The organism is Streptomyces sp. NPDC001914, assembly GCF_042891215.1.
Lineage (GTDB): Bacteria > Actinomycetota > Actinomycetes > Streptomycetales > Streptomycetaceae > Streptomyces.
The window spans coordinates 677,523-701,649 of the sequence record NZ_JBIASW010000003.1 but is presented as its reverse complement, the minus strand read 5'-3'; the positions used below and the strand labels follow the sequence as shown (position 1 = coordinate 701,649).

Sequence of the window (24,127 nt, the reverse complement as noted above, 5' to 3'; positions counted from 1 at the left end):
GCGCGGGATCACTCCACGAGGGCCTGCGTTCCGAGAACGCCGAGGAGGGCGACGCGTTCGGCGTCCTCCGTACCGGGCTCGGCCGTGTACACCATGATCCGCAGGTCGCTGCCCGCGACGCTGAGCACATCGCAGTCCAGCGTCACGGCCCCGACCTGGGGGTGGTCGACGGTCTTGCGGGACGCGTCGTGGCGGGCCACGGCCCCGGACTCCCACAGCTCCGCGAAGCGCACGCTGTTCGCGCACAGCTCCTCGATCAATTGCCCGAGACGCCGGTCCGTCGGGTAGCGGCTCGCGGTCGCGCGCAGGTCGGCGACGAGCGTCGCCTCGAAGGCGCGCCGCTCCCGCGGAGTGTGCCGCACCCGGCTGCCGGGGCCGACGAAGTTGCGCCACACGCCGTTGCGTTCGTTGCCGCTCCACCCGGAGGGGTCACCGAGCAGGGCGGCGTACAGCGGATTGGCCAGCAGCAGGGTCCAGGCCGCGTCGTACACCGCCACGGGCGTCCCGCTCAGCCGGTCGAGCAGCCGGTGGACGCCCGGGGTGATGTGGGCCGGCACCATGCCCCGGCCCGGCGGAACCAGACCGGCGACCTGGAAGAGGTGCTCGCGTTCGGCCCCGGACAGCCGCAGCGCCCGGCCCAGCGCCTCGACGACCTGCTCCGAGGGATGGGCCGCCCGCCCCTGTTCGAGGCGGGTGACGTAGTCGACCGAGATGCCGGCGAGCAGGGCCAGCTCCTCGCGGCGCAGTCCGGCCGCGCGCCGGTTGCCGCCGCCGGGCAGCCCGACGGCCTCCGGCGTGACCCTGTCACGCCAGCGTCGCACCGTTCGCCCGAACTCCGTGTTCGCCATGCCACCCACTGTGCACCCGCACGGACGAACGCGCCTGGTACCGCCAGTCCCAGGAAGACGGGACTCCTGGCTGCGGGCGGCGATCCGCCGGAGTGTGGACGCATGACCACAACACTCATCACCGGAGCGAACAAGGGCCTCGGCTTCGAGACGGCCCGCCGGCTCGTCGCGGAGGGCCACACCGTCTACCTGGGCAGCCGGGACCCCGAGCGCGGACGGCTCGCGGCCGCGCGGCTCGGGGCGCGCCCGGTCGTCATCGACGTCACCGACGACGCGTCCGTCCATGCCGCCGTCAGGACCATCGAGGCCGAGGGTGACCTCGACGTGCTGGTCAACAACGCCGGCGTCGAGGGGCGCGGCGAGGGGAACAGCGTGATCGGCGCGGCCGAGGTGACCGCCGGCATGATGCGGGAGCTGTTCGAGACGAACGTCTTCGGTGTCGTCCGGGTCCTGCACGCCTTCCTGCCCCTGCTCCGGCGTTCGGCCTCCCCGGTCGTGGTGAACGTGAGCAGCGGCCTGGCCTCGCTGACCGGGATCACCGCTCCCGCCTCCCCCGCCTACGGCTACCCCGGGGTGGCCTACCCGGCGTCCAAGACCGCCGTCAACATGATCACCGTGCAGTACGCGAAGGCGTTCCCCGGGATCCGTGTCAACGCCGTCGAGCCGGGCTTCACCGCCACGGACCTGAACGGCAACACCGGGATCCAGACCGTGGAGGAGGGCGCCGAGATCATCGTGCGCATGGCGCGGATCGGCCGGGACGGACCGACCGGCGGCTTCTTCGACGCGTCGGGCCCCGTGCCCTGGTGATCACGGGCGCCCGGCACGCTTAAGGGAACACTTATTCGATTACGGGGGTACGCTGGCCTCATGGCCACGCACCTCCAGGGCTCGCTCTTCGACCAGACCGACGAACTCCGCCTCGGCCCGCTGGACCGGCTGCGGCGCACCACGCTGGGCGACGGGGCCTGGATCGACCTGCTGCCCGGATGGCTGAGCGGGGCCGACGAGCTCTTCGGCAGCCTGGCCGCCGGGGTTCCCTGGCGGGCGGAACGGCGCCAGATGTACGAGCACGTGGTGGACGTGCCCCGGCTGCTCGCGTACTTCCGCGCGGACGATCCGCTGCCGCACCCGATCCTGGACCGGGCCCGGGACGCGCTGTCGGCGCACTACACCGTTGAGCTGGGCGAGGCGTTCACCACGGCGGGGCTCTGCTACTACCGGGACGGCCGCGACAGCGTGGCCTGGCACGGGGACAGGATCGGCCGGGGCGCCCGCGAGGACACGATGGTCGCCATCGTGTCGGTGGGCGCCCCGCGGGATCTCCTGCTGCGGCCGCGCGGCGGCGGGGAAACGGTCCGGCGCCCGCTGGGCCACGGCGACCTCATCGTCATGGGCGGCACCTGCCAGCGCACCTGGGAGCACGCGATCCCCAAGACGGCGCGGGCCACGGGGCCCCGGATCAGCGTGCAGTTCCGCCCGGACGGGGTGAACTGAGCGGCGCGGCCGCCACCGCGTCACGGGGGAAACCGGCCTGCGCGGCCGCCACGCAGGGAGTGAAGGGGAAACCGGCCCTGCGCGGCCGCCACGCAGGGAGTGAAGGGGAAACCGGCCCTGCGCGGCCGCCACCGCAGGGAGTGAACCGGCCGAGCGCAGTCGCTACCGCACGCACGGGGTGAACCGGTACGGCGATCGCTCGCGCACCCCCACCGCGCCCGCCGGCTCACGGCGCGAGCTGCGCCTGCACGGCGGGCGCGTACCGGTCGACGATCGCGTCGACCGAGGTGGCGCGCAGGTGCGAGCCCCGCGCGATCCCGTACATCACGCCGAGGCCGAGCAGGGTGCTCACGGCGAGTTCGGCGCGCAGGCCCGCGTCCGGCCCGCTCAGCCGCCCGGCGAGGCGTTCACTGACCTGGGCGCGGAAGTTGGCCCGGAGCGTCTCGCCCTGCTCACCCTGGAGCGGGGCGAAGACGATCCGCAGGACGGGGTCGGCACCGCGCAGGGTCTGGCCTTCCAGGACATGACGGACCATGTGCCGGCCGAGTTCCTCCAGCGGTGCGTCCAGCAGGGCGTCGGCGTCGGACTCGAAGGACATGACGCGGGCGAACAGCGCGTCCTTGTTGCCGAAGTACTTGAGGATCAGCGGGGCGCTCACCCCGGCCCGGTCGGCGACCGCCTTGAGCGTGATGTCCGCGTGCGCGTGCCGGGCCAGCAGATGACGGGCCGCGCGCAGGATCGCCGCCTTGCTCGCCTCGGCGTCGCGGCGGGGGGCGGGCGCGTCCGGCTGTTCACCGGATCCGGGGGCGGCCGGGGACGCCGTAAGACCGGAGTGCGGGGTGGTCACGGTGCTCAGGCTCCTTCGAGGGCCTCGTCGCGAGGTGCCCCGGTGGGGCGGCCGGTTCGCGGCGTCTCGCGGGAGGCGGGGTCGGCGGGTATCGACAGCGCGGCGGCACAGGCCACCAGTGCGACGGTACCCGCCATCGCGAAGGCGAGCAGATAGCCGTGAAGCGTGGGCACCGGGGCGCCCGCGACGAGGCTGGTGTGGTGGACGAGCACGGCGGCCACGGCGGCACTGCACACAGCCTGCCCGATGGTGCGCATCAGGACGTTGACGCCGTTGGCGGAGGCGGTCTGCCCGGCGGGCACGGCGCGCAGGATCAGGGTGGGCAGGGCGGAGTAGGCGAAGGTCGTACCGATCGAGCAGACCGTGGCACCCAGGATGATCGCCCACAGGTCACGGCTGTCGGCGATGCGCAGGACGTAGCCGGAGGCGATGACCGCCGTGCCGAGGGCCAGGGTGATCCGGGGACCGCGGGCCGCGGATATGCGCGCCGAGACGGGCGACAGCAGCAGCATCGTCACACCGCCGGGCAGCAGGCACAGGCCGGTCGCCACGATGGACAGGCCGAGTCCGTAGCCGGTGGCCTTGGGCGCCTGCACGAGCTGCGCCGTGACCAGCGAGTTGCCGTAGAAGGAGAAGCCGGTCAGGAGCGCGGCGATGTGCGGCAGGGCGACGCGCGGACGGGCGGCCAGCCTCAGGTCGACGAGGGGGCGTTCGGCTCGGAGCTGCTGGCGCCACCAGAGCGTGAGCACGGCCGCGCAGGCGGCGAACAGGCCGAGGATCGTGGGACTGCTCCAGCCCCAGGTGCCGCCCTGGGACACGGCGAGCAGCAGGCACACCAGTCCGGCGGCCAGGCCCAGGGCGCCCAGGCTGTCGAAGCGGCCCGGCTCGCGTACGGGGGACTCGCGCACCGCCCACCAGGCCAGTGCGGTCCCGAAGACGCCGAGGGCGGTCGTCGCCCAGAACATGACGTGCCAGTTGGCGTACTGCACCAGGAGGGCGGCGAGCGGCAGGCCGAGGGCGGCGCCGATGCCCACCGTGGAGCTCATCAGCGCGACGGCGGAACCCGTGCGCTCCGGCGGCAGTTCGTCGCGCAGGATGCTGATCGACAGCGGGACCACGGCGGCGGCCGCGCCCTGCAGCGCCCGCGCCACGATCAGGACGCCGATGTGCGAGGTGAGCGCGCACATCAGCGAGCCGACCGTCATCATCCCGAGGGCCATGAGCAGCACACGGCGCTTGCCGTACATGTCGCCCGCGCGGCCGAGGACCGGGGTCAGCACGGCTCCGGCGAGGAGGGTCGCCGTCACCATCCAGGAGACCGCGCCGGCCGAGGCGCCGGTCAGCCGGGGCAGGTCCGGCAGCAGGGGCACGACCACCGTCTGCATGACGGCCATGAGGATCCCGCCGAACGCCAGGACAGGGATCGCGAGCCGTTCGCGCAGGGCCGCCATCGGCACTCCAGAAGTAGGCACGAAAAAGAGGTGAATGACAATTCACCTTACCGGTGAATTGTCATTCACCCCAAGTGGCCCGCCTCCGGACGGCTCTCCCCGGGCACCGGGCGCGTGCGGCCACCGCGGGGCGCGTGCCTGTACGACCACCGCCGGGCGCGCGCCCGGTGCGGCTACCGCAGGCCGCCCGCCCGGTGCGGCTACCGCTGGGCGCGCGCCTGCACCCCGCGGGCGACCCTGGGGCCGAGCCAGCGCTTGAAGCGGCGCAGCGCCTCCAGGCGTCCGGCCGCGCGGTCGATCCGGTAGTAGAGCTGGGGCGGGACGTACGGCAGCAGCGGCGAGTGGCGCTGCCCGAGCAGCGCGAACATCTGGGCCGGCGGAAGTCCGATGTAGCGGGGCAGGTTCTCGTACCACTGGGCGCTGTGGCGGGCCGCGCTCTGCACCGACAGCAGCTCGGCCCTGCGCTCCCGTCCGTACCGGGTGAGGGCGGTCTCCAGGTCCGCGTGGTCCCGCAGCGCCCGGGCCAGGGAGATGGCGTCCTCCAGGGCGAGGGTGGTGCCGGCGCCGATCGAGTAGTGCGTGGTGTGGGCGGCGTCGCCGAGCAGGACGAGGTTGCCCCGGTGCCAGGTCCGGTTGGTCAGGGTGCGGAAGGTGAGCCACCGGGCGGCGCCGGCGGAGCGCTCCCTGCCGATCAGCCCGTGCCCGTCGAGCAGGTCCGCGAACAGCTTCTCCAGCAGAGCCAGACCGTCGGCCTCGCTCGCGCCGTCGAGTCCGAGGCCGGTCCAGGTCCGCGGCGAGCACTCGATGACCAGGGTGCTCCGGTCGTCGCCGAACCGGTACGCGTAACACCAGATCCAGCCGTGGTCCGTCTCCACGAAGGAGAACGTGAACGCGTCGAAGACCTTCGTCGTGCCGAGCCAGATGTAGTGGTTGCGCCCGTGGCTGATCTCGCTGCCGAAGTGGTCGGCGTGACGCTCGCGCAAAGCACTGTTGATGCCGTCCCCGGCGACGACGAGGTCGGCCTCGGGCAGCGCGTCGGCCGCGATCTCGCTCTCGTACTCGACACGGACCCCCAGGGAGCGGGCCCGCTCCGCGAGCAGGTCGAGCATCCGGCGGCGGCCGATGCCGAATCCCTCGTCCCCCGGTGCCACGGTCGTCCGGGCGCCGACATGGGCGACGCCGTCGCTCCAGCTCACCGAGTTCTCGCTCACGGCGAGCGCCGACGCCGGGTCGCCCTCCCGCAGTTTGTCGAGCAGGCCCGCCCAGTAGGTCACACCCCAGCCGTACGTCGATCCGGCCGGGTTCCTCTCGTGGACGGTGATGTCATGGGACGGGTCCTGGAGCTTCATCAGGATCGAGAAGTACAGGCTTGCGGGTCCGCCGCCGACGCACGCGATCTTCACGCGCACTCCCCTATGTTGCACAATGCGGTCAATTGTTCACGAAGCGTAGCAGGGGTGCCCGCACCGGCAGTTCACGCCAGATCACGGGCGTGAGCCGCGCCACGGGCCGACGGCCTCGACCGCAAGATCATCTACGCGAGGGCGCCCCGCCGGAAGATTTTCGGCCGCGGGCACACCGGAGCGCCCCGGACGACAAGATCATCTTCGTTCAACTCTGTACGACATATGCATGATTGTCCGGATCGCAGCCAACCGACATTCGGCGATTTCTCCCGTTGTTTGGCGACCCGATAGGCATATCGGGTCATCAACACCGCTGATCACAGGAGGTCTCCGCATGCCGGAGCTCACTCGCCGCCGCGCCCTCGGGGCCGCCGCCGCGCTCGCCGTCGGCGCGGGCGCCCAGGCCCTCGCCGCACCCGCCGCCTCCGCCGCCTCCGCGTCGCCGAACGGGCCGGCGCCCTCGCAGGGGTCCATGGCCGGGCACCACCACGGCGGCCCGGAAGCCTTCGACGAGGTCTTCCGGGGGCGCCGCATAGAAGGCCGCCCGGTCACCGGGGGCGGTCACCATCACGGCGCCGGCTACGCCGTGTTCATCGACGGGGCGGAGCTGCACGTGATGAGCAACGCCGACGGGAGCTGGATCAGCGTCGTCAGCCACTACGACCCCGTACCCACCCCGCGCGACGCGGCCCGCGCCGCCGTCGTGGAGCTGCAGGGGGCGCCGCTGGTGCCCTTCGCCGCCAACTGAACCACCCCGCAAGCAGATCGTGGAGTCCCGCACATGACCGTACGCAAGAACCAGGCGAGCCTGACCGCCGACGAGAAGCGGCGATTCGTCGACGCGCTGCTGCAGCTCAAGCGCAGCGGCACGTACGACACCTTCGTCACCACGCACAACGCCTTCATCCTCGGCGACACCGACAACGGCGAGCGGACGGGCCACCGTTCACCGTCGTTCCTGCCTTGGCACCGCAGATTCCTTCTGGAGTTCGAGCGGGCCCTGCAGGCCGTCGACCCCTCGGTGGCACTGCCCTACTGGGACTGGAGCGCCGACCGCACCGCACGGGCCTCCCTGTGGGCGCCGGACTTCCTGGGCGGCACCGGGCGCAGCCTGGACGGCCGGGTGATGGACGGCCCGTTCGCCGCCTCCACCGGCAACTGGACCATCAACGTCCGCGTCGACAGCCGTACTTACCTGCGCAGGGCGCTGGGCGCCGGGGTGCGGGAGCTGCCGACCCGCGCCGAGGTGGACTCCGTGCTCGCCATGACGACGTACGACATGGCCCCCTGGAACAGCGCCTCGGACGGCTTCCGCAATCACCTCGAGGGCTGGCGGGGCGTCAACCTCCACAACCGGGTGCACGTATGGGTGGGCGGCCAGATGTCCACGGGCGTCTCCCCGAACGATCCGGTGTTCTGGCTCCACCACGCCTTCATAGACCGGCTGTGGGCCCAGTGGCAGCGCCGGCACCCGGGCTCCGGCTATCTCCCGCTCAAGGACACCCCGAACGTCGTCGACCTCGGCGAGACGATGAAGCCGTGGAACGACACCCGGCCGGCCGATCTGCTCGACCACGCCGCGTTCTACACGTTCGACACCGTCTGATCCCGGCCGCGGACGCGGGCGTGAAGGGGCGCCCGCGTCACGGGGAACGGCGCCGGGTCAGGCTCCGCCCTGCGCCTCTGTGCGGCACTCCGGGTGACCCCAGCCCTGGGCGTTCTTCGCGATGGGCTCGCCCGCCGCGTAGGAACGGCCGCACACGCAACGGCCGTTGAACTTCGCTTTGATGGTGCGGCTCGACGTGCCCGGCCGGGACGCCCTGGCCGCGGGACGGCGGCGGGCGGCACCGGAAGCGGCCGGGGTGTCGGGGGAGGCGGGCGGCTCCGGGGACCCGAGGTCACTGCCCGCGGGCTGCTGCACCACCGCGGCCTGACTGGCGGCTCGGTCGGCGAAGTCGTTCAGGCGGTCGCCGTCGACCTGGTGGGCGGGGACGTAGCGGAACTCGACGGAGCGTCCGGTGAGGAGTTCGTCGATCCGGGCGACCAGTTCCTGGTTGGCGACGGGCTTGCCCGCGGCCGTCTTCCAGCCCTTGCGCTTCCAGCCCGGCAGCCAGGTCGTGACGGCCTTCATCGCGTACTGGGAGTCCATCCGGACCTCCAGCGGCACATCGGCGGCCACCGCCGTCAACAGGCGTTCCAGCGCGGTCAGTTCGGCGACGTTGTTCGTCGCCGTGCCCAGCGGTCCCGCCTCCCAGCGGGCCGGGGTCTCGTCCCCGTCGGCGACGACCCAGGCCCATCCGGCGGGTCCCGGGTTTCCCTTCGAAGCCCCGTCACAGGCGGCAACAACGCGTTCAGGCATGACCCCGATCATGCCACGCCCCGACGAGGGCCCCGCGCACCGCGTCGCGCCGGGCGGAGCCGCCCCCGCCGGTCACCGGCGGGGGCGGCGGCCACGGACGTTCGTCAGGACACGTCCGTCAGCTCGGGCATATCGCCCTGGGTCGTCTTCATGTCGATGACGGAGAACGACGCGCCCTGCGGGTCGCTCAGCGCGGCGAACCGGCCGAAGGGGCTGTCCATCGGCCCGAAACGCAGGATCGCGCCGCGCGCGGTCGCCTTCGCCACCGCCTCGTCGCAGTTCTCGACGGCGAAGTACACGTTGACGTACGACGGCACCTCGGGCGGGAAATCGTCCGTCATCTTCATCCGGCCCAGAACCGGGTTCCCGCCGATGTTGAAGATCCGGAAGTCGACGGCGTCGTCGCGGATCTGCTGGGCGGTGAAGGGGAAGACGGCCGGGAAGAACGCGTCCGACTTGTCCGGCTCCCGGGTGAAGACCTCGGCCCAGGCGTACGCGCCCGGCTCGCCGATCGCGTCGAAGCCCTCGTGGACGCCCGCCTGCCAGACGCCGAAGACGGCCCCGCCGGGGTCCCGGGCCAGCGCCATGGTGCCGAATTCGCCGACCTGCATCGGCTCCATCAGCACCTCGCCGCCCTTGTCCTTGATCTTCTCGGCGGTCGCGGCGGCGTCGGGCGAGGCGAGGTACAGACACCAGGCGGACTGGCCCTCCTGTCCCGGCATCGGCGGCACGACGGCTGCCACGGCCTTGCCGCCGGAGTAGGCCTGCGTGTAGTTCCCGTACTCCGAGGACGCCTCGCCGAACGTCCAGCCGAGCACGTCCCCGTAGAAGCTCTTGGCCCCTTCGACATCGCTGAACATCGCGTCCGCCCAGCAGGGCGTTCCTTCAGGCTGTACGGCCATGACCCGACCTTCTCCTGTCCGGTGAACGATTGCGCTGTTCACGCTAGCCAGCCTTCACCCGGGCCGCGCGCCGAACCGCGGGCCCTGCACGACACTGGAGTGGGGCCGGTCCGGACTGGAGCGGGGCCGGTCCGGTCGTCGACGGGACGGGACGCGGGATGATGCGAGCCTGGGAAGTGGTCCGGCCGGGGCCGGTCGAGGGCGAACCGCTGCACCTCGCCGAACGCCCGGTGCCCTCGCCCGGCCCGGACGAACTCCTGGTCCACGTCAGCGCCTGCGGGGTGTGCCGCACCGACCTCCACGTCACCGAGGGTGACCTGCCCGTCCACTGCCCCGGCGTGACGCCGGGGCACGAGGCGGTCGGCACCGTGGCGGCGACCGGCCGGGCCGTGAGCGGCTTCGCCCGGGGCGACCGGGTGGGGGTCGCCTGGCTGCGCCGTACGGACGGCACCTGCGGGTACTGCCTGCGGGGGTCCGAGAACCTGTGCCCGGCGTCCGAGTACACCGGCTGGGACGCCGACGGCGGTTACGCGGAGTACACCACCGTGCCGGCCGCGTTCGCCTACCGGCTGCCCGACGACGTGGACGACATCGCCCTGGCCCCCCTGCTGTGCGCGGGCATCATCGGCTACCGGGCGCTGCGCCGGGCCGCGCTGCCGCCCGGCGGACGGCTCGGCCTGTACGGCTTCGGCGGCAGCGCCCACCTCTGCGCGCAGCTGGCGCTCGCCGAGGGCGCCACCGTGCACGTCCTGACCCGAGATCCGGCCGCGCGACGGCTGGCGCTCGCCCTCGGGGCCGCGTCCGCCGGAGGGGCGTACGACGAACCGCCCGAGCCGCTGGACAGCGCGATCCTCTTCGCCCCGGTCGGTGACCTGGTCCCGGTGGCCCTGCGGGCACTCGACCGGGGCGGCGTCCTGTCCGTCGCCGGCATCCATCTGAGCGACATCCCGTCGCTGCGCTACGAGAGCGACCTGTTCTACGAGAAGGAACTGCGCAGCGTCACCGCCAACACGCGGGAGGACGGCAGGGACTTCCTGGCCCTCGCGGCCCGGCACGGCATCCGTGCCACGACGCACGCCTATCCGCTGGAGGAAGCGCCCCGTGCGCTGCGGGACCTCAAGGCGGGCCGTTTCGGCGGCGCGGCGGTCCTGGTGAACGACCGCCCGCCACGGGACTGAGCGTGCGGGCGGGCCGCCTGCGTGCGTGGATGGTGACAGGGGGTGTGCTGTGGTGGAGGTGCGATGGCGGGCGGCCGGGCCGGTGACGGGACGGGGGGTGCGGGGTCGCCGTCCGACGCCTCGCGGGACGCCGTCGAGTCGATCGGCACGACGCTCGACGAACGCACGACCTGCGGGGAACTCGTCGCGTTCATGTGCCGGCGCTTCTGCGAGACCGCCGCCGTCGACCTGCTGTCCACGGACGTGGCGGCCGGCCGTCACACCCCGGACCCGGAGTTCACCCGCACCGCCACCGCCGGTCGCACCCGGCTGCTCACCCCGGCGCGGGGCCCGCGCCCGCTGTCCGTCCGGGCGCTCGACGAGGGCCGCCCGGTCGCCGCCTCGATCGACCTGTCCGGCCGGACGCCCCGGCAGGTCATGGCCGCACCGCTGCTCGCGCACGGACGCCTGTACGGGGTGCTGCTCGCCGTCCGGCAGGGCGCGCCGTTCACCGAGGGCGACGTGGCGGGGACCCACCACGCGGCCGGCCTCGCGGCCGCGCACCTCGGCCACTCCCGCGAGCACGCGTCCCTCCGCGGCACGGTCCTGGACCTCCAGCGGGCGCTGCTCGCCGCACCGGGCCGGCCGCATCCGAACCTCGACCTCGCCACCCGCTATCTGCCCGCGGGCGGCGGTTCCCTGGTGGGCGGGGACTGGTTCGAGACCGTACGGCTGCACTTCGGGCGCACCCTGCTGGTCGTCGGGGACGTGATGGGCCACGGTCTGGACGCGGCCGTGGACATGAACGCGTACCGCTCGATGCTGCGCTACGTCGCGTCCACGGATCTTCCGCCCCACCGGGTGCTGCGCCGGCTGGACACCGCCGTCGCCGAGGACGGCACCCGGCGCCCGGCCACCTGTCTGCTCGTACGGGTCGATCCCGCCCGCGGTATCGCGGTGATCGCGGGTGCCGGGCATCTGCCGCCGGTGGTGTTCGCCGGTGACGGCTCGGGCGAGCTGCTGCCGCTGCCGGTGGGGCCGCCGCTGGGCACCGGGGTGGGCGGCTACCAGCAGGTGGTCCGCAGGCTCTCCCCGGACGACACCCTGGTGATGTTCACCGACGGTCTCGTCGAGCGCCGTGGCGAGGACATCGACGCTTCGCTGGAGCGGCTGGCCACGCTGCGTCTCCCGCCGGGGGCCGGGGTCGACGCCCTGCTCGATCAGGTGCTGACCGCGCTGGACGCCCGGCACGCGGAGGACGACGTGGCGGTCCTGGCGGCGCGGATCCACCCGCGCCACCACCCGGCCTGAGTCACCTCCCCGGCCGGGACAGACCCCGGTCTCGGCCGGAGGGTGCGGTCACTCCCCCGCGTGGGCGCGTTCCAGGGCCGCCATGTCCAGCTTGGTCATCTTGTACATCGCCTGGGCCGTCCGGGCGGCCTTCTCCGTGTCCGCGTCGCCCAGCAGCTCGATCAGCCCGTCCGGGACGATCTGCCAGGACAGCCCGTACTTGTCCTTCAGCCAGCCGCAGGGACCCGCCTCGCCCCCGTCCTCGACGAACTTGTTCCAGTAGTGGTCCACCTCTTCCTGGCCGTAGCAGTGGACCTGGAAGGAGATCGCCTCGTCGAACGTGAACTGCGGGCCTCCGTTGACCGCGACGAACTTCTGGCCGTTGGCCACGAACTCCACCGCCAGCACCGAACCGGGGGTCCCGGGCCCGGCCTCGGTGTAGCGGCCGACCCGGCCGAGCCGGGAGTGCTTGAACATCGAGACGTAGTAGTGCGCGGCCTCCTCGGCCTTGCCGTCGAACCACAGACAGGTGGTGAAACCGTCGGCGGGCATGGGTACCTCCTCGGGCGGAAATCGTCGTCACCTCTGTCGACCGATCCTCGTCCGAAAACTCATCGGCCGCGCGCGCACGGCTTCACCTGTGCCGCCCCGGCCCGCCCCGGAACGCACCCCGCGCCCATGCCCCCGCCCGCCCCCGTGCCCACGCCCACGCCCACGCCCGCGGAAAACCGATGCCGGGCGCACCCGGCACGGAGTTAGCATCCGCGGACATGAATCCCACCGACTCCCCCGGCGTCCGTCCGTTCCGTGTCGACTTCCCGCAGCGCGATCTGGACGACCTGCACCGCCGCCTCGACTCCACCCGCTGGCCCGACGAACTGCCCGGAGTGGGCTGGGCCTACGGGGTCCCGAAGGACTATCTCCAGGACCTCGTCCACCACTGGCGGCACGCCTACGACTGGCGCGCCGCCGAGAAGCGCCTCAACACCTGGCCGCAGTTCACCACCGAGATCGACGGCGCACACGTCCACTTCGCGCACATCCGCTCGCCGGAGCCCGGGGCGACCCCGCTGATCATGACGCACGGCTGGCCCGGGTCCATCGTCGAATTCACCGACGCCGTGGGGCCGTTGACCGATCCGCGGGCGCACGGCGGCGATCCGGCGGACGCCTTCCACCTCGTCGTGCCGAGCATCCCGGGGTTCGGGCTCTCGGGTCCGACACGGGACACCGGCTGGGAGTTCACCCGCGTGGCCGCCGCGTTCGCCGTGCTGATGGACCGCCTCGGGTACCGGCACTTCGGCGCCCAGGGCGGCGACTGGGGCGGTGCCGTCTCGCGCGAGCTCGGGCGGGCACACCCCGACCGGGTGACCGGGGTCCATCTCAACCTGCTGCCCGGGTCGTCCGCCGTCACCGAGCCGACCGCCGGGGAACTGGCCGCGCTGAGCCCGTACGAGCGCGAGCGCACGCTCCTCTCCTGGCGGCGCGGGCAGGCGTGGAACCGCGAGGAGGCGGGGTACGCCGCGATCCAGTCCACCCGGCCGCAGACGCTCGCGTACGCCCTCACCGACTCCCCGGTCGGTCAACTCGCTTGGATCGCCGAGAAGTTCATGCAGTGGACGGACTCGCGGGATCGCCCGGAGGACGCCGTCGACCGGGATCTGCTGCTGACCAACGTGATGCTGTACTGGCTGACCGGCACGGCCGGTTCGTCCGCGCGGATCTACTACGAGCGGGCCCACGCCGACTACTGGGGCACGCCCCCTGGGCCGTCGACCGCCCCGACGGCGCTCGCCGTCTTCCCCGAGGAGAACTTCGTCGCGCTGCGCCATGTCGCGGAACGCGCCGACACCGTCGTGCGCTGGACCGAGTTCGACCGGGGCGGTCACTTCGCCGCGATGGAGGAGCCGGACCTGCTGGTCGCGGACATCAGGGCGTTCTTCCGCCAACTCCGCTCGGGCGGCTGAGGAACGGCACGGGGAAGAGCGCGCGGAAGAACACGCGGAGCGGCACCGGGCCTCCGCCGGTCCGCCCCGCCGTCGCCCGCTCTGCCGACGGCGAATCTGCCACGGGCCGAGAAATCCGCTCCGGCGGGGGCGGCGGACCGAGAGTGGAGTCAGAGGCGACGCCCGTCGCGTCACGACCAGGAGGAACGAGAACCATGACTCCCCTCATCACCGGCCGGCACCCGGCCCGCACGCAGCGGGCCGAGGAGGGCGACACCCCGGCGACCCGCTACGACGACCACCTGGCCGCGCAGCTGCTCGCCCAGCGCATCATCGTCCTGGGCACCCAGGTCGACGAGGTCTCCGCGAACCGGGTGTGCGCCCAACTGCTCCTGCTGTCCGCCGAGGACGCGCGCACCGACATCAGCCTCTACATCAACAGCCCCGGCGGTTCGGTGACCGCCGGGCTCGCCATCTACGACACCATGCGGCTGATCCCCAACGACGTCTCCACGCTCGCGATGGGATTCGCCGCGAGCATGGGGCAGTTCCTGCTCAGTGTGGGCACGCGCGGCAAGCGCTTCGCGCTGCCGAACGCGCGGATCATGATGCACCAGCCGTCCGCGGGCATCGGCGGCACCACCGCCGACATCGAGATCCAGGCGCAGAACCACGAGTTCACCAAACGGGCCATCGAGAGGATCATCGCCGAGCACACCGGCCAGAGCGAGGAGACGATCTCCAGGGACGGTGACCGGGACCGCTGGTTCACGGCGGAACAGGCCAGGGAGTACGGCATGGTGGACCGGGTCGTGGAGTCGCTCGACGACGTCCGCCCGGCCGCGGCACGGCGACGGACGGGGCTCTGACATGGGGACGTACACGATTCCGAACGTCGTCGAGCGGACCCCGCAGGGCGAGCGGTCGTACGACGTCTTCAGCCGGCTGCTCGCCGAGCGGATCATCTTCCTCGGCACGGAGATCGACGACGGCGTCGCCAACGTCGTCATCGCGCAACTCCTCCATCTGGAGTCGTCGAGCCCGGAGAGCGAGATCGCGATCTACATCAACTCGCCCGGGGGATCGTTCACTTCGCTGATGGCCATCTACGACACGATGACCTTCGTGCAGGCACCGATCTCGACGTTCTGCGTCGGGCAGGCCGCCTCCACCGCGGCAGTGCTGCTCGCCGGGGGCGATCCCGGGCGGCGGTTCGTGCTGGAACACGCCCGCGTGCTGCTCGGCCAGCCGGCCAGCGGCGGGAGTCAGGGCACGGTGTCGGACCTGAGCCTCCAGGCCAAGGAGATGCTGCGGATCCGCTCGCAGGTCGAGGAGGTGCTGTCCCGGCACACCCACCACGACGTCACAACACTGCGCGCGGACATGGACCGCGACAAGATCTTCACCGCGCGGGAAGCGGTGGAGTACGGGCTCGCGGACGAGATCCTGAGCCGCCGGCTCGCGGTGCTCTGACCTCCTGCCGCCCGGAGCGGGTCCCGGTCCGGAACCCGCCCGGAACGGCCCTCGCCAGGTGGCGAGGTCCCGGTGCGCGGGTCCGCCTCAGGCGGCGAGACACATGCCGTCGTACCGCGCGGCCGAGGACGGAGCCGACGCGGAGCGGCCGCGGACGGACTGGGCCCGGGTGTGCCGGGTCAGCTCCCGCTGGGCCAGCGAGAGCAGTTCGGTCAGGCCGAGACCGAGGGCGCGCGCGGCAGCCGCCAGGACCTCGGAGGATGCCTCCTTGCGACCGCGCTCCACCTCGGAGAGGTAGGGCATGGAGATCCTGGCGGCCTCGGCCACGTCCTTGAGCGTGCGGTCCTGGGCCAGTCGCTCGCGCCGCAGGACATCGCCGACCAGGTCGCGCCACAAGGGCTCCTTGCTCGTGGGAGCCGGGCCGGCGGGGGCCGCAGGTCCCCGCCGGGGCACGAGGACCGGTGGCCGCGCTGCCCGGGCCGGGGCATCGGTCGTCGGCGCCGTCCCGGAGGGCTCCGGCGCCGCCGGACGCAGAGGGATGACACGGGCTCGGTTCGTCACGTGGTCGCTCACCCCTTCAGCCTAGAAGCGCGGGGCCGTTCGGGAAGGGAGCGGCGTTCCGCTCTCGGTGAAGTCAGGGGGACGCAGGGGCGGAGCCCGCCGACTGCGACGTCAGGTCCGCGGAGGCCGAACCGGACGCCGGGGACGCCGGCGACTCGGACGCCGGAGGCTCGCTGGACGGCGGCGGTTCCTGCGAGGACGGAGCCGAGGATGACGGTTCGCTGGAGGACGACGACGGGGACGAACTCTCGGACGACGGCGAGGTCGAGGCCGACGTCGACGGGGACGCGGAGCGCGAGTCACTGGCCGACGGAGAGGGGCTCGTCGGGGGATGCGTCTTCTTGTCCTTCTTCACGTCGTCGCCCCGGTGCCGCTCGATCCATTCGTTGGTCTCGGGGTCGTAGAGGACGAACACGTCGACGACCGTCTTCGAGGGCACGACGGCCACGCTGTTCTGCGGACGGTACGACGGCCACGGGTCGCCCGTCGTCTTGATCGTGCCCTTCTGCGGGACCGGTTCGAGCAGCGGGTTGCCGCAGGCGCAGCGCACCCTGGGCACACCCCGGGAGTCCACGAGGACGGCGGTCCCGGCCTGGAGGACCGCCTGGTAGCTGGTGGGGGCGCCGTTGCGGTAACCGTGGTTGGTGACCCGGGTGTCCAGGCGCAGTTGTACGGGTGTCAGGGAGCGCAGATAGGCGGGGACCGCGTTCGGCTGGATGCCCTCGACCGAGGCGAAGGCCTTGTTCTTGGCGGGGTCCGCCTTCAGCGCGCTGATCTGCTTCTCGACGTCGCAGCTCGAAACGTTGCGGGTGCCGCCGTAGAGGCCGGGCGCGCTGCCGCTGTAGACGCCGGCCTTCGTGGCGGGCGCCGACGAGGCCGGTGCCGACGGCGTCTCCGACTCGATGGAACTGTCGTTGGCGGTCGACTCGGTGAACGGGTCGGGCCCCGACTTGTCGGCGGACTGCGCGAAGACCTCGCTGCTGGCGTTCTTGGCCCCGCCGCCGCTGTTCGTGAAGACGAGTCCGAGGATCACCGCCGCCGCCACGACACCGGTGATCAGCGCGACCCGGGGCGCCGACCGCCACCAGGGCCGTTCCGGTCCCCCGCCCGGTCCGGCCGGTCCGCCTGCTCCACCTCCGGGCCCTTCGGGACCCGAGCCGCCGCCGCCCCCGCCCGTGCCGCCGCCTCCCGGTCCTCCGGGGCCGCCTCCCGCCCCGGACGCGCCGTCGGGCGGCCCGGTGGGCGGGAAGTTGACGGGCTGGGTCGGGCTCGGCTGGGTGGGGCCCGACAGCGGACCGGAAGGCGGGCCGGTGGGACGGCCGGAGGACGGCTGTTCGACGCTCACGAGCTCTTCTCCCGTTGGGGGATGCGGGGACGTCCGAGTGGCTTTTTGCGCCGCTTTCTTCCACAACGAACCCATTGTGTGCCCCGGTCCGCCGGTGCCCGCAAGCCGACGCGGTCGGCCCTTCCCGAGGGGCGGACGCTGTCGGCGCTGCTTAGCGTGGCACCGTGAGTCACCCGACACCGTCCGCCCAGCCGGCCCCCAGCAGCGGTGCGCGTCCGGCCGCCCGTCACGGCTGGCTCCAGGCCCTCGTGGCCGTTCTGGCCGGTCTGGTCCTCATGCTGGTCGTGGCCGCTCTCGGCCTGTGGGCCTCCGGGGCCACCGACCTCCCCGACAACGCCTTTCCGCGCGTGGTCGCGGCCACCCTGGTCACGGCGGTCGGCGGGAGCGTCGAATTCACCGGCGACGCGGGCGCCATCGCCGAGACGAAGGCGGGTCTCACGGTGATCCCGCTGTCGGTGACCCTGACCGGCGCGCTGGTGCTCGGGGCGGGCTTCCTCCGCCCGCTGCGGCATCGCGCCGTCGCCGGAGCGGCTGAGCTCGCGGGCTGGGCCGGACGGCTCGCCCTCCTGTGGCTGCTCGTCCTGATCGGGCTGGCGCTCGCCGCCCGCCAGAACTTCACCATCGACCTCGGGGACGGCACGATCGGCGCCATCGGCGACCTGTTCGGCGCAACGCCCGAGGTCGGTTTCCGGGCCTCCATGGCACCGACCCTGTTCTTCGGGGTGCTCTGGCTCGCGGGCGTGTTCGTGATCGCGCTGCTGGTCTCGCGCGGCGCGCCCCTCCCGGCCCGGCTGCTGCGCTTCCAGGAATCGGTACGGCCGGCCGCGTACGCCATGGTGGTCCTGCTGCTCACCTGCGTCGGCCTCGGCGTGATCATCGGACTGGTGGTCGCGGCGACCCGCGGGCACCCGTCCGAGACCTTCGCCGTGATGCTCCTCGGGCTTCCCAATGTCGTCTGGCTCGCGTTCACCATCGGTCTCGGCGCCACCTGGAACGGGCGTGTGGACGGGCCGTTCGGGCTGCCGATGCCGCATGTGCTCGACGAGGTACTGCGTACTCCCGACGTGTCCGAGCTCAACCTCGGCTCCCTCGCGGACTACGACGGCAGGATCTGGTGGCTGGTGGTCGTCGACGCCGTCCTCCTGCTCGGGGCCGCGTTCCTGATGGCGGCCCGCTCACCGGCCCGGACGCGGGCCTGGCAGCACGCCGTCCGCATGGCGGTCGCGCTGGCGCTGACGGTGCTCATGATCTGCCTGCTGGGCCGGATCTCGGCGAACTACGGCCTGTCGATCCTCGGTCTCGGTGACATCGGTGGCGGCCTGAAGGGGGAACTCTTCCTCAAGCCGGAGATCTGGGGCGCCTTCGGTCTGGCCCTGCTGTGGGGACTGGTCACCGGCTTCCTGGGCGCCCTGGCGGCCAAGGGCGTCCGGCGGCGGGGCGAGATCGACTCCGCCGGCTGACCGCCTGATCGCCACGGCCGCCATGCGGCGGTGGAACCTCAGCGGCGGAACACCGGACGGGCCCAGACCGGCGGCAGCGGCACGGGCCCCGGGCCGCCCGGCACGGACTCCGTCTCCGTGCCCGAGCCGGCGCCGCTCCCGGTCGCCGGGCCGCGTGCGGCGATCCGCAGCGCGCTGACGAAGGCCAGGCACGAGTCGTACCGGTCGTCGGGGGTCTTGGAGAGCGCCTTCGCGAGGACCGCGTCGACGGCCTCCGGGATGTCGGGGCGGACGCTGGTCAGGGGCGGCGGCTGGTCGTACTGGTGGGCCCACAGCAGCGCCATGTCGTCGTCGCGCTGGAAGGGCGGATGGCCGGCCATCGTCTCGTAGACGACACAGCCGAGGCTGTACACGTCGCAGCGGCCGTCGACGGGCTTGCCGGAGATCTGCTCCGGCGCCACGTAGTCGAGGGTGCCCACGAACTGTCCGACGCTCGTGAACCCGGTGAGCGACAGGGACTTCTTGGTCAGTCCGAAGTCGGTGAGGTAGACGTGTTCGGGGTGGTCGCTGTCGGTGCCCTGGGCCACCAGGATGTTCCCCGGCTTCACGTCCCGGTGGACCAGGCCGTGGTCGTGCGCCGCGTCGAGCGCGGAGGCGACCTGGATGCCGATCCGGCCGGCCACGGTGACCGTCAGCGGACCCTCGCGGTCGAGGAGATGACGCAGGTCGCGTCCGGCGACGTACCGCATGGCGATGTAGAGGACGCCGTCCGTCTCCCCCGCCTCGAACACGGGCACGATGTGCGGGTGGTCGATGGCGGCGGCCACCCGTGACTCGTGGGTGAAGCGGCCGCGGAAGGTGTCGTTGCGGGCGAGTTCCGGCGCGAGCAGTTTGAGGGCGACCGTGCGGTCCAGACGCAGGTCCTTGGCCTGGTAGACGACGGCCATCCCGCCGCGGCCGATCTCCCGCTCGATCCGGTAGCCGGCGATCTGCCGTCCGATCAGCTCGGAGGGCCGCCCCGAGAACGGGCTGGTGTCCGGCCCGGACCCGTCGTCCATCAGCCGTCACCCCGCTCGTGTCCCGCGCCGCGCATCAGTCCTCGCCCTTGTCGTCGCTGTCGAAGGTGACCAGGCGGGTGGGCTCGTGCCCGTCGGGGGGTCCGGCGGGCGGCCCGTCGGGAGGTCCGCCGGAAGGTCCGCCGGGAGGTCCGCCGGGGGCGGATTCCCGCACGATCCGCGTCGGCTCCGCCTGACGGTCCTTCGCCCGGTCCGGGTCCCGCGACCGGTCCGGGTCCCTCGGCCGGCCCGGCTCCGTCGAACCGCCCGGCCCGCCCGGCCCTCCCGGCTCGTTCGGCCGGTCCGGCCGGTCCGGTCCTCGTGACCCGTCCGGCACCTTCGACCGGTCCGGAACCGGCGACTCGTCCCGCTCCGGGCCGCCCCGGTCCGGGTCCTCCGACCGGTCCCGCTCCCGCTCCCGGTGTCCGGGCGACGGGTCCTGCTCCCGGACCTCGTGACGTGTCCCGGGTCGTGCGGTCGACGGAGTGCGCTCGGCGGCGAAGGTGCTCAGCCGTGTTCCGTCGCAGTACACCCACCGCTCGTGCTCGCCGTCGTACAGCCACATGGACTCGCCGTCGACGACCACGCCGATCCGGCTGCCCTGCGTCCGGACCCGGAAGGTCTCGGCCTCCAGCCGCCCGGACGCCAGTTCCTCCGCCGCCCGGCGGTACTCGGTGAGCGCCTGGTCGAGGCGGGCCAGCAGCGGGCGCGGATCGGCCGTGCGGGCGAGGGGACGGGTCGCCGCCGGCGGTACCTGCGGTACGGCGATCAGCAGGCGGCCGTCGACCCACGCCGACCAGCCGTTCGCGCACACGACCCGCCCCCAGTCGCCGAGCCGGTCGACGAGTTCGACCGGCAGGAGCGCGTCCAGGGGAACGGTGGGCCGCGACGGATCGGGCGACTCCCAGGCGGGCAGCCCGTCCTGCGGAACGACGTGCGTCGGGCGGAAGCCGGGGCTCGTCATCGGCGGCTACTTCCGCATGACCGCGGGCTCGTGCCGCCGCAGCAGCCGGGCCACCAGCCAGCCGAAGACGACGGAGAGCACCACGAGCATGCCCATGTTGATCAGCCACGCACCGGTCGTGTGCCGGAACATCGGGTCGCCGGTCAGTTCGCCGGGCACGATCCGGGCGAGTCCGATGGTCCCGGCCATCGCGCCCAGGGCCCAGCGGGAGGGCACGAGCCAGGAGAGCTGTTCGAGGCCGGGCACGCCGTGCAGCTTCAGCAGGGCGCCGCAGAACACCACCTGGACGATGGCCAGCAGCACCAGCAGCGGCATCGTCACCTCCTCCTTGCGCACCACGGCGGAGACGAGGAGGCCGAGCATCATCGCGGTGAAGGCGAGCAGGGCCACGGCCAGCGTGATCTCGAGCAGCGGTGGCATCAGAACGCCTTCGCCGCCGGGGGCGTTGAGGTCGACGCCGAACAGGGCCACGAGGGTGAGCACGACGGCCTGGAGCACGGTGATGGTGCCGAGGACGACGACCTTGGACATCAGGTACGCCGATCTGGACAGACCGACGGCCCGTTCTCGCTGGTAGATCGTCCGTTCCTTGACGAGTTCGCGCACGGCGTTGGCCGCGCCGGTCAGCACGCCGCCGACGCACAGGATGAGCAGCGCGTTCATCGCCGTCTCCTGGGTCAGCTTGCCGCCGGCCAGCGCCCGCGCCATCACACCCATCACGAACGGCAGGGCGATCATGATGGCGAGGAAGGTCCGGTCGGCCCCGAGCGCGGCGGCGTAGCGGCGGACCAGGGTGCGGAGCTGGGAGCCCCAGCTCTGGGCCTTCGGAGGCGGTCCGACGAGCGCTCCGGTGGCCGTGTCCGGCATGTGCGGCTGCGAGGTCGATTTGTCGATGTACTGACGGTGGAAGGGCGAGTCCTGGTACTCCCCCGCCCAGTCCCGGTCCGTGTCGCGCTCGAAGGCCTCGAACGCCTCGGGCCACTGCCGGTATCCGAAGAAGGGCAGGGTGTCGTCGGGCGGCCCGTAGTAGGCGACCTTGCCGCCGGGCGCGAGGACCAGCAGCCGGTCGCAGACGTCCAGGCTGAGCACGCTGTGGGTGACGACGATGACGGTGCGGCCGTCGTCGGCGAGGCCGCGCAGCATGTGCATCACCGAGCGGTCCATGCCCGGGTCGAGTCCGGAGGTCGGCTCGTCCAGGAAGAGCAGGGACGGCTTGGTGAGCAGTTCCAGGGCCACGCTGACGCGCTTGCGCTGTCCGCCCGACAGGCTGTGGATGGGCTGGTCGACGCGTTGCTCCAGGCCCAGCTCGCCGATCACCTCGTCCACCCGCGCCCGGCGCTCCGCCTTCGCGGTGTCCTGCGGGAAGCGCAGTTCGGCGGCGTAGGTCAGGGCCCGGCGGACGGTGAGCTGGGAGTGCAGGATGTCGTCCTGCGGGACGAGACCGATGCGCTGGCGCAGTTCGGCGTAGTCGCGGTAGAGGTCACGGCCGTCGTAGAGGACCGTGCCGTGGTCGGCGGGCCGCTGTCCGGTGAGCGCGTTCAGGAGGGTGGACTTCCCGGCGCCGCTCGGACCGACGACGGCGAGCAGACATTTCTCGCCGACGGGAAAGGACACCTGGTCCAGCAGCGTCTTGCGGCCACCGTCCACCTGGACGACGAGGTCCTGCACGTCGAGGGAGACCTCGCCGCTGTCGACGTACTCCTGGAGCTGGTCCCCGACGAGGCAGAACGCGGAGTGCCCGATGCCGACGATGTCACCCGGCGTGACCAGGGCCCGCTCGACGGGCTGTCCGTTGAGGAACGTGCCGTTGTGGCTGCCGAGGTCGACGATCTCGTACGTCCCGTCGGGCCGGGCGAGCAGTTCGGCGTGGTTCCGGGAGACGATCAGGTCGTCGATGACGAGGTCGTTGTCGGGGCCGCGGCCGATGCGCACGGTGCGGGAAGGCAGCGGCCGTACGGTGGTCGGCTGTCTGAACGTGCTGGTGGCGGCCGGCATGGAGACGGCCGAGGGGCGCTCCGCGACCGGCGGCGGGCGGCTGACGAGGACGGCGCGCGGGCCGTCGGCGGGACTCCCGAAGCGGATCACGCTGCCGGGTCCGACGCCCCATTCGTGGACGCGGCGGCCGTCGGCGTACGTTCCGTTCGTGCTGTTCTCGTCCTCGAGCGTCCAGTGATCGGCGTGCGGCCGCAGCACCGCGTGGTGCCACGAGACCCGGACGTCGTCGATCACGACGTCGCACAGCGGATCACGCCCGACGTGGTAATCGTGGTTCGGAGTCATCACCGTAGAGCCCGTCTCGGTTTCGAGGACGAGCTCGGGTGCGGTTGCCGCGACAGGCCTCTCTGCCATGCCAGAATTCTAACGATTCGCCCTCGTACGCGCCTGATCAGCGTCCGGCGGCCGGGGCGCCCGGACGGTCAGGCGGCGGAGATCCCGAGCACCGCGGCGGTACGGTGCATGCGCAGCGCGTCCACCGATTCGGCGAGCAGTTCGTATTCGGTGGTGTCGTCGCTGGTGGAGATCCGGACCAGCTTGCCCGCGGCCAACTCCTCGGCGACCAGCTCCTGTTGCTCCGAGTCACCGCACCACGCGCGCAGCATCGTCGGGACGTCGGGGACGCCTTCGCCCACCGGGGCGATCGAGTTGGGCGGAAAGGCGGGGTCCTCGGGCTGCGGATCGAGCCGTTCGGCCATCCAGGCCGCGCGGTCCCGCATCCACCACAGGGCCAGCGCCAGGGTCGGCGCACGATAGGTGCCGAGGGGTACGCCGACTCGCTGACCGCCGCACATGCCGTACGCGGTGACGTGGCACAGGAATTCGTCGTGCACGATCTTCCCCCATTGGCGTCGCTCGTCGCCGGTTCCGGCCTCGCTTTCCGTGCGGCTCTTGGGCGTTGCTCCGTGCAATTGCACGGGCTTGGTTGAATTGCCCTACTGATTGAGTATCGCCACTACTGACACACTGTCACCATGTGAATCCAGCCAGTCTCTTGGCATATTCACCGCCGCGGGTGGCCGAAAGGGCGACGACAGCTTTTCCGGCCTCCGGGAGCACCCCGGCTCCGGCATGACCCGCCAGGTAATCGACGCTTCGCGCGGCGCCCGCCAGGGTTGGCGTATCGCGTCCCGGCGGCCGACACCGGCCCGGGACACGGACCTTGACCATGGATACGTTCCCCGACGGAGGCTGGTTCACCATGTCCGCGAACACCCACCGCTACGAGACCGCCGTCAACCGCTACTTCGAGGCCTGGAACGCGAGCGGGCCGGACGCCCTGTCGAAGGCGGTGGCCGCCGCCTGGATCCCGGACGGCACCTACACCGACCCGCTGGCCGAGGTCCGCGGGCACGAACAGATCACGGCTCTGATCGCCTCGGCGCACGAGCGGTTCCCCGGCTTCGTCTTCCGTCCGCTCGGCGCCGTCGACGGCCACCACGACATCGCCCGCTTCGGCTGGGAGCTGGCCGACGGCACGGACGGCCCGGCGCCCGTCGCCGGCTTCGACGTGATCGTCCTGGACGGCGAGGGCCGGATCCGGAGCGTGCACGGATTCCTGGACCGCGTCCCGGCCTGACACGCGACCGAGG

General features: G+C 72.4%; 24 protein-coding genes. 11 read left to right on the top strand and 13 right to left on the bottom strand.

From position 1 onward, the window contains the following. Positions 1-8 precede the first annotated feature (8 nt). Positions 9-848, bottom strand: coding sequence for a helix-turn-helix transcriptional regulator (locus ACFYYF_RS12350; protein WP_361682386.1), 840 nt, complete (start codon positions 846-848; stop codon positions 9-11). A 102-nt stretch (positions 849-950) separates the two neighbouring features. Between ACFYYF_RS12350 and ACFYYF_RS12345 the strand changes: the two genes are divergently transcribed. After that, a complete protein-coding gene (locus ACFYYF_RS12345; protein ID WP_388774255.1) occupies positions 951-1,658 on the top strand; it encodes an SDR family NAD(P)-dependent oxidoreductase in 708 nt (235 codons plus the stop codon). Positions 1,659-1,718: 60 nt separating this feature from the next. Then, positions 1,719-2,345, top strand: coding sequence for an alpha-ketoglutarate-dependent dioxygenase AlkB (locus ACFYYF_RS12340; RefSeq protein ID WP_388774253.1), 627 nt, complete (start codon positions 1,719-1,721; stop codon positions 2,343-2,345). A 226-nt stretch (positions 2,346-2,571) separates the two neighbouring features. On the opposite strand, the gene ACFYYF_RS12335 is transcribed toward ACFYYF_RS12340, so the two are convergent. The 3 genes from ACFYYF_RS12335 to ACFYYF_RS12325 form a co-directional block, all read right to left on the bottom strand. Continuing rightward, positions 2,572-3,201: a TetR family transcriptional regulator gene (locus ACFYYF_RS12335; protein ID WP_388774395.1), complete on the bottom strand. Its 630-nt coding sequence runs from the start codon at positions 3,199-3,201 to the stop codon at positions 2,572-2,574. After that, positions 3,198-4,643 carry an MFS transporter gene (locus ACFYYF_RS12330; protein ID WP_388774392.1) on the bottom strand — a complete coding sequence of 482 codons (1,446 nt, stop codon included), beginning with the start codon at positions 4,641-4,643 and terminating at the stop codon, positions 3,198-3,200. The genes ACFYYF_RS12335 and ACFYYF_RS12330 overlap by 4 nt, the downstream gene beginning before the upstream one ends. A gap of 200 nt (positions 4,644-4,843) precedes the next feature. Then, positions 4,844-6,046 carry an FAD-dependent monooxygenase gene (locus ACFYYF_RS12325; protein ID WP_388774251.1) on the bottom strand — a complete coding sequence of 401 codons (1,203 nt, stop codon included), beginning with the start codon at positions 6,044-6,046 and terminating at the stop codon, positions 4,844-4,846. 337 nt (positions 6,047-6,383) lie between these two features. Between ACFYYF_RS12325 and ACFYYF_RS12320 the strand changes: the two genes are divergently transcribed. Together ACFYYF_RS12320 and ACFYYF_RS12315 are read left to right on the top strand one after the other, a co-directional pair. Then, entirely contained in the window at positions 6,384-6,797 is a 414-nt protein-coding gene (locus tag ACFYYF_RS12320; RefSeq protein WP_388774249.1) for a tyrosinase cofactor, read from the top strand. 33 nt (positions 6,798-6,830) lie between these two features. After that, positions 6,831-7,655, top strand: a complete 825-nt coding sequence (locus ACFYYF_RS12315) for a tyrosinase family protein (protein WP_361682394.1) — start codon at positions 6,831-6,833, stop codon at positions 7,653-7,655. Positions 7,656-7,712: 57 nt separating this feature from the next. Here ACFYYF_RS12315 and ACFYYF_RS12310 read toward each other — a convergent pair whose 3' ends face one another. Together ACFYYF_RS12310 and ACFYYF_RS12305 are read right to left on the bottom strand one after the other, a co-directional pair. Further along, positions 7,713-8,420, bottom strand: coding sequence for a ribonuclease H (locus tag ACFYYF_RS12310; RefSeq protein ID WP_388774247.1), 708 nt, complete (start codon positions 8,418-8,420; stop codon positions 7,713-7,715). 92 nt (positions 8,421-8,512) lie between these two features. Beyond that, the gene (locus tag ACFYYF_RS12305) at positions 8,513-9,310 is read right to left on the bottom strand and encodes a VOC family protein (protein WP_361682398.1); all 798 of its coding nucleotides are present in this window, start codon (positions 9,308-9,310) and stop codon (positions 8,513-8,515) included. Between the two features lie 161 nt (positions 9,311-9,471). Between ACFYYF_RS12305 and ACFYYF_RS12300 the strand changes: the two genes are divergently transcribed. Together ACFYYF_RS12300 and ACFYYF_RS12295 are read left to right on the top strand one after the other, a co-directional pair. Next, a complete protein-coding gene (locus ACFYYF_RS12300) occupies positions 9,472-10,488 on the top strand; it encodes a zinc-binding alcohol dehydrogenase family protein (protein WP_388774389.1) in 1,017 nt (338 codons plus the stop codon). A gap of 63 nt (positions 10,489-10,551) precedes the next feature. Further along, the gene (locus ACFYYF_RS12295) at positions 10,552-11,778 is read left to right on the top strand and encodes a PP2C family protein-serine/threonine phosphatase (RefSeq protein ID WP_388774244.1); all 1,227 of its coding nucleotides are present in this window, start codon (positions 10,552-10,554) and stop codon (positions 11,776-11,778) included. A 48-nt stretch (positions 11,779-11,826) separates the two neighbouring features. On the opposite strand, the gene ACFYYF_RS12290 is transcribed toward ACFYYF_RS12295, so the two are convergent. After that, positions 11,827-12,309, bottom strand: coding sequence for a VOC family protein (locus tag ACFYYF_RS12290; protein WP_388774242.1), 483 nt, complete (start codon positions 12,307-12,309; stop codon positions 11,827-11,829). 218 nt (positions 12,310-12,527) lie between these two features. Between ACFYYF_RS12290 and ACFYYF_RS12285 the strand changes: the two genes are divergently transcribed. The 3 genes from ACFYYF_RS12285 (at position 12,528) to ACFYYF_RS12275 (ending at position 15,176) form a co-directional block, all read left to right on the top strand. Beyond that, a complete protein-coding gene (locus ACFYYF_RS12285) occupies positions 12,528-13,724 on the top strand; it encodes an epoxide hydrolase family protein (RefSeq protein ID WP_388774239.1) in 1,197 nt (398 codons plus the stop codon). 194 nt (positions 13,725-13,918) lie between these two features. Next, positions 13,919-14,572 carry an ATP-dependent Clp protease proteolytic subunit gene (locus ACFYYF_RS12280; RefSeq protein ID WP_388774236.1) on the top strand — a complete coding sequence of 218 codons (654 nt, stop codon included), beginning with the start codon at positions 13,919-13,921 and terminating at the stop codon, positions 14,570-14,572. A gap of 1 nt (position 14,573) precedes the next feature. After that, a complete protein-coding gene (locus ACFYYF_RS12275; RefSeq protein WP_361682408.1) occupies positions 14,574-15,176 on the top strand; it encodes an ATP-dependent Clp protease proteolytic subunit in 603 nt (200 codons plus the stop codon). Between the two features lie 87 nt (positions 15,177-15,263). Here ACFYYF_RS12275 and ACFYYF_RS12270 read toward each other — a convergent pair whose 3' ends face one another. Together ACFYYF_RS12270 and ACFYYF_RS12265 are read right to left on the bottom strand one after the other, a co-directional pair. Further along, the gene (locus ACFYYF_RS12270; protein WP_388774232.1) at positions 15,264-15,749 is read right to left on the bottom strand and encodes a helix-turn-helix domain-containing protein; all 486 of its coding nucleotides are present in this window, start codon (positions 15,747-15,749) and stop codon (positions 15,264-15,266) included. A 61-nt stretch (positions 15,750-15,810) separates the two neighbouring features. Further along, complete coding sequence (locus tag ACFYYF_RS12265) at positions 15,811-17,082, bottom strand: DUF6777 domain-containing protein (protein ID WP_361682412.1); 1,272 nt, start codon at positions 17,080-17,082, stop codon at positions 15,811-15,813. A gap of 164 nt (positions 17,083-17,246) precedes the next feature. Between ACFYYF_RS12265 and ACFYYF_RS12260 the strand changes: the two genes are divergently transcribed. Further along, the gene (locus tag ACFYYF_RS12260; protein WP_388774230.1) at positions 17,247-18,542 is read left to right on the top strand and encodes a streptophobe family protein; all 1,296 of its coding nucleotides are present in this window, start codon (positions 17,247-17,249) and stop codon (positions 18,540-18,542) included. A 38-nt stretch (positions 18,543-18,580) separates the two neighbouring features. Here the strand turns inward: ACFYYF_RS12260 and ACFYYF_RS12255 are convergent, their stop codons facing one another. The 4 genes from ACFYYF_RS12255 to ACFYYF_RS12240 all read right to left on the bottom strand — a co-directional run bounded on the left by ACFYYF_RS12255 (position 18,581) and on the right by ACFYYF_RS12240 (position 23,368). Beyond that, positions 18,581-19,579 carry a serine/threonine-protein kinase gene (locus ACFYYF_RS12255; RefSeq protein ID WP_388774228.1) on the bottom strand — a complete coding sequence of 333 codons (999 nt, stop codon included), beginning with the start codon at positions 19,577-19,579 and terminating at the stop codon, positions 18,581-18,583. Between the two features lie 34 nt (positions 19,580-19,613). Further along, entirely contained in the window at positions 19,614-20,540 is a 927-nt protein-coding gene (locus tag ACFYYF_RS12250; RefSeq protein WP_388774225.1) for a hypothetical protein, read from the bottom strand. A 6-nt stretch (positions 20,541-20,546) separates the two neighbouring features. Continuing rightward, entirely contained in the window at positions 20,547-22,889 is a 2,343-nt protein-coding gene (locus tag ACFYYF_RS12245; protein ID WP_388774222.1) for an FHA domain-containing protein, read from the bottom strand. Positions 22,890-22,957: 68 nt separating this feature from the next. Beyond that, entirely contained in the window at positions 22,958-23,368 is a 411-nt protein-coding gene (locus ACFYYF_RS12240) for a hypothetical protein (protein ID WP_361682420.1), read from the bottom strand. 368 nt (positions 23,369-23,736) lie between these two features. Between ACFYYF_RS12240 and ACFYYF_RS12235 the strand changes: the two genes are divergently transcribed. Then, complete coding sequence (locus ACFYYF_RS12235) at positions 23,737-24,114, top strand: nuclear transport factor 2 family protein (RefSeq protein WP_388774386.1); 378 nt, start codon at positions 23,737-23,739, stop codon at positions 24,112-24,114. Positions 24,115-24,127: the final 13 nt, after the last annotated feature.